The 4193-nt window shown below is 38.7% G+C and carries 5 protein-coding genes; 4 read left to right on the top strand and 1 reads right to left on the bottom strand.

Annotation, left to right across the window (positions count from 1 at the left end):
* The 4 genes from WIW89_RS01350 to WIW89_RS01335 all read left to right on the top strand — a co-directional run.
* A partial coding sequence (locus WIW89_RS01350) for an ABC transporter permease subunit (protein ID WP_337719479.1) occupies nucleotides 1–338 on the top strand: 338 nt, incomplete at its 5' end.
* Nucleotides 339–341: 3 nt separating this feature from the next.
* Complete coding sequence (locus WIW89_RS01345) at nucleotides 342–1310, top strand: ABC transporter ATP-binding protein (protein ID WP_337719478.1); 969 nt, start codon at nucleotides 342–344, stop codon at nucleotides 1308–1310.
* A gap of 5 nt (nucleotides 1311–1315) precedes the next feature.
* A complete protein-coding gene (locus WIW89_RS01340; protein WP_337719477.1) occupies nucleotides 1316–2245 on the top strand; it encodes an ABC transporter ATP-binding protein in 930 nt (309 codons plus the stop codon).
* The gene (locus WIW89_RS01335) at nucleotides 2223–2744 is read left to right on the top strand and encodes a hypothetical protein (RefSeq protein ID WP_337719476.1); all 522 of its coding nucleotides are present in this window, start codon (nucleotides 2223–2225) and stop codon (nucleotides 2742–2744) included. The genes WIW89_RS01340 and WIW89_RS01335 overlap by 23 nt, the downstream gene beginning before the upstream one ends.
* A gap of 5 nt (nucleotides 2745–2749) precedes the next feature.
* Here WIW89_RS01335 and WIW89_RS01330 read toward each other — a convergent pair whose 3' ends face one another.
* Nucleotides 2750–4033, bottom strand: coding sequence for an APC family permease (locus tag WIW89_RS01330; RefSeq protein ID WP_337719475.1), 1284 nt, complete (start codon nucleotides 4031–4033; stop codon nucleotides 2750–2752).
* Between the last annotated feature and the right edge of the window lie 160 nt (nucleotides 4034–4193).

The following is a 4193-nucleotide window of genomic DNA, read 5'->3' as shown; positions in this document are numbered from 1 at the left end:
CTAGAGCATTGGGAGGAGGTACTTTACACGTAATAAGGAAACACATTTTACCTAACATACTCGGTGTAGTTTTTGCACAACTAGCTTACGATGTGCCAGTAGTCATTCTGATAGAATCGGGATTAGACTTTCTTGGTTTCGGGATTCCACTATCGGCTTTCCCCACGTGGGGGAATATGCTTGGAGCAGCTACAGATGCGGCTTCAAGTGCTAACTCCTTTGCTTGGTGGTGGGTCATGCCTCCCGGCCTATCAATAGTCTTACTATCAGTGGCGTTTTATTACTTCGGCACAGCTTTACAAGAAGTCTTAAGTCCTTTCAAGGTGAGAGGTGAATAAGACTTGGTAGTAGATGGTGTTATACTCAAAATAGAAGACCTCAAGACTTATTTTAAGACAAAAACGGGTTACGTAAAGGCGGTAGATGGAGTTTCCTTATATGTTCCAAACCAAATGGTCGTAGGTGTGGCAGGAGAATCTGGAAGCGGTAAGTCCACACTTATCAATTCGATATTTCGCGTACTTCCGAGAAACGCTGAGATAAAAAGTGGGAGAATATTTTATCAAGACAAAAATGTTCTTGAAATAGACGAACGAAATTTTAATAAAAACATCAGATGGAAAGAGATAAGTTGGATTCCTCAAGTATCTATGGACGTATTAGACCCTGTGTATAAGGTAAAAGATCAAATGATAGAGACTATACTAGCTCATGAAGACGTTTCTAAAGCAGAGGCACTAGAAAGGATCTATACAATGCTTAAGTCCGTTAACCTAATGCCTGAGATTCTAGAAAAATATCCTCATGAGCTTTCAGGTGGGCAAAAACAGAGAGTAGTGATAGCTATGGCTCTTCTGTTAAACCCAAAATTAGTAATTGCTGACGAGCCAACTACAGCGTTGGACGTAATAGTACAAGCTCAAATAATAAGTATTATAAGACAGCTTAAAAAGGAGAAAAACTTCAGCATGTTATTTGTAAGTCACGACTTAGCATTACTCGCTGGTTTAAGTGACTATCTAGCTATTATGTACGCAGGGAAAATAGTCGAGTTCGGAAAAGTAGAGGAAGTATATAAGACACCTCTACATCCTTATACGCAACTGCTTTTAGAATCTATTCCTGATATCAGAAAAAGAGGGAGTAAGTTAAAGTCCATATCGGGTTCTCCGCCAGATTTATTAAACCCTCCAACTGGATGTAGGTTCAATCCAAGATGTCCGTTTGTTATGGACGTGTGTAAGACTACAGAGCCCGAAATTGTTAAAGTTTCCCCCACGCACTACGTAGCTTGCCACCTCAGGAAGTGATGAAAATGATAGAAGTAAAGAACTTAAAAGTCTATTTTAAGACTAAGAATTTTATAATCAAGGCTGTGAATAATGTTTCTCTCAAAGTACAAAATAAAGAAATAGTGTCAGTTGTAGGCGAATCTGGAAGCGGTAAGACAACATTAGGGAAGACTATGTTGGCACTCATTAAACCATTATCAGGTGAAGTACTTTGGGATAACAAGAACGTTTTCAAGTTAAAGAGGAGGGAATTAAAGGTGTTTAGGCGTAAGAATCAGATAATATACCAAGACCCCTTTGATGCCATAGACGTTAGAATGAAGGTATACGATGTTATAGCAGAAGGTATTAGACTTCATGGGCTTGCAAAAAGTAGAGAAGAAGAGAAGAAAATGATTTACGAGGTATTAGAAGAGGTGGGCTTAACACCACCTGAAGAATTTAGCGTTTCTTATCCCACTCAACTTTCAGGAGGGCAATTACAGAGAGTAGCGATTGCAAGGGCATTAGTTTTAAACCCAGAATTTATTGTGGCTGATGAACCGGTTTCTATGTTAGATGTATCAATTAGGGCTAGCATTTTGGATCTTTTCACGAAAGCAAATGAAAAAGGCACTTCAATACTTATGATAACTCATGATATAGCTACAGCAGCTTATATATCATCGAGGATTTTCGTTTTATATCACGGTAACTTAGTTGAATATGGTAAGACCGATCAAATAATTGAAAATCCTAAACATCCTTACACACAAGCCCTTATCGCTGCTATTCCCATTCCTGAGCCTGGATATACCTTGCAAGTGAAACTCAATGACACTGAGGAACCAGATCCACTTAACGGTTGTCCTTTATACCCTAGATGTCCTTTTAGAAAAGATATTTGTAGAAAAGAAGAACCTAAACTTGTTGAAGCAGAGCCGGATCATTATGTCGCATGCCACCTATATTGATGAAGAGAAGGAGTTTAAGATAGGAAAGGCAGAACTTTTCTCCCTGATACTAGTTGTTTCGTTTTCTGTGTTTTCAGTTGTAGAAAGATATAGTATATATTTTTTCCTGTCAATGATCGTAGTATCACTTTTACTGATGTTTTATAGGAAGGGAGAACTCATCAAGGCGTTTAACTCGCTTAAATCTAGTAAAGAGTACATGAAAGAGTACAAACATTCTAGAGCGATAAAACAGAGTCAAAGGGACAAAATCTTGTTCCCATTGTTATTTTTAGCTCCGTTCATAGCACTTTATGTCTTCCCAGTTCCAGAGAACTTATTTATAGCCTTAGGAGTAGTAGTTTCTTACCCCTTGTCAAATATCTTAAATATAGTTCTTATAGCATGGATGGAAAAGGCTCTTCATGGAAAAATATATTCGGTATTAGAAATTGTAGAGATAAAAGAAGAGAAAGACCTATACGTAAAAAGATTCGGTTATAAGCTAAAGGAAGATTAAAATTTTCACTCATTCTGAATCCTTCCATGAGGGTTCAACCTCTTCCCCTTTTCTACCACGTTAATTTCGACATGGATAACATGAATTATTAACCCCACTAACAGTGATATAACACCCAGAACTAAACTTTCCTCACCCAGAGTCCCGATCACTAATAATGATAGTAAGATCGACAGAATCTGAAGGAAAGGGTAGAGGGGAGCTTTAAAACTACCCATGATGCCTCTTCTCCTAGAGATAACTACGGCTAGAGCCGTAGTTAGGTAAGAAAATATGGTACCAAAATTCGAAACGAGCCCTATCACCTCTACATTGCCTAACCCTAAGGACGAGACCATCATTGAAATTACTAATAATGTAGCTATACTCTCTTTTTTGCCTAGCTTAGAAGGTATTAAGTTATCCTCAGCCATTTGCTTTAACGTTCTAACTGTAGCTATTATAGTGGACATTGTCACGGTAAGGGTCGCAATTATCGCTGTGGCTGACACTGCGAGAATTAATAGAAACGGGGCTTTAGCTTTTTGTAGAGCAAAGGAAAGTGGATTCGCTTGTTGACCGTAGATTTGCCATGGGAGTAGATATAACATGGAGAAGACCACCATGATGTAAAGTACTGAAGTAATAGCCAGAGAAAGGACTATAGCTTTAGGTACTGTCTTCTCCCCGTTTTCTACGTCTGGAGTCAGAGTCGCGATCGTGTTAAAACCAGAGTATGCGAAGAAAGCTAGGGAGGAAGCCGTGAATATACCGTATAATCCGTGAGGGGCAATAGGTGTAAAGTGTAAGGTGTTAAATCTCCCTGAGATTAAAGCAAATACTATAAACAGAACTAATCCTAAGACGTTTAAGCCCACAAGGACTGATTCTACTTCAGAGACTAGTTTTAGCCCCGCTAAGTATAATCCTCCTAGGACTAAGATGAGGAGTCCGGCAATAATTAAAGTATAACTTTGAATCTGTAAATAACTAGCAAAACCAAGTGCTGTAGCAGCACCCGATACGGAATAGGATATCATTCTCATCCATCCTACTAAGAACCCTACAGTGTCTCCCATAGTGAGTTTAGCGAAAGAATAAACACCCCCTTCACTCTCGGGGTATTTAGAGGCAAGTTCAGCGCTATTAAGACCGATACTCATGGCTAATAGCCCGGTAATTATGAAGGAAATCAAAGCTGCAGGACCAGCTAAGTAGATTGTGCTCCCTGCCATAACGAAGATTCCGGCCCCTATGATGTTCCCTAGTCCTATTGCTGTTGCTTCAAATAATGATAACTTCTTTTTCACAATTACGAAAAGTAAAGAAGGGAGTTAAAGGGTTATCGCATAACAAACTTGAAAGGACATGAGGGAAATATTTATATGCATATTCTTACTATATTAATCCATAAGTTAAATAATGGAAAAAATCTCTACAAGGGCAGATGGATAACTATTCTCGGTAAAA

The sequence above is a fragment of the Stygiolobus sp. CP850M genome (genome assembly GCF_037389425.1).
Taxonomy (GTDB): Archaea; Thermoproteota; Thermoprotei_A; order Sulfolobales; family Sulfolobaceae; genus Stygiolobus.
The sequence above is the reverse complement of the archived record's forward strand: the minus strand, read 5'-3'. Positions and strand labels throughout refer to the sequence as shown.

What these genes read in the sequence shown, in the direction of transcription:
- WIW89_RS01340 (WP_337719477.1), top strand. Translation starts at nt 1,316, where the DNA reads ATGATAGAAGTAAAGAACTTAAAAGTCTATTTTAAGACTAAGAATTTT.
- WIW89_RS01335 (WP_337719476.1), top strand. Translation starts at nt 2,223, where the DNA reads ATGTCGCATGCCACCTATATTGATGAAGAGAAGGAGTTTAAGATAGGA.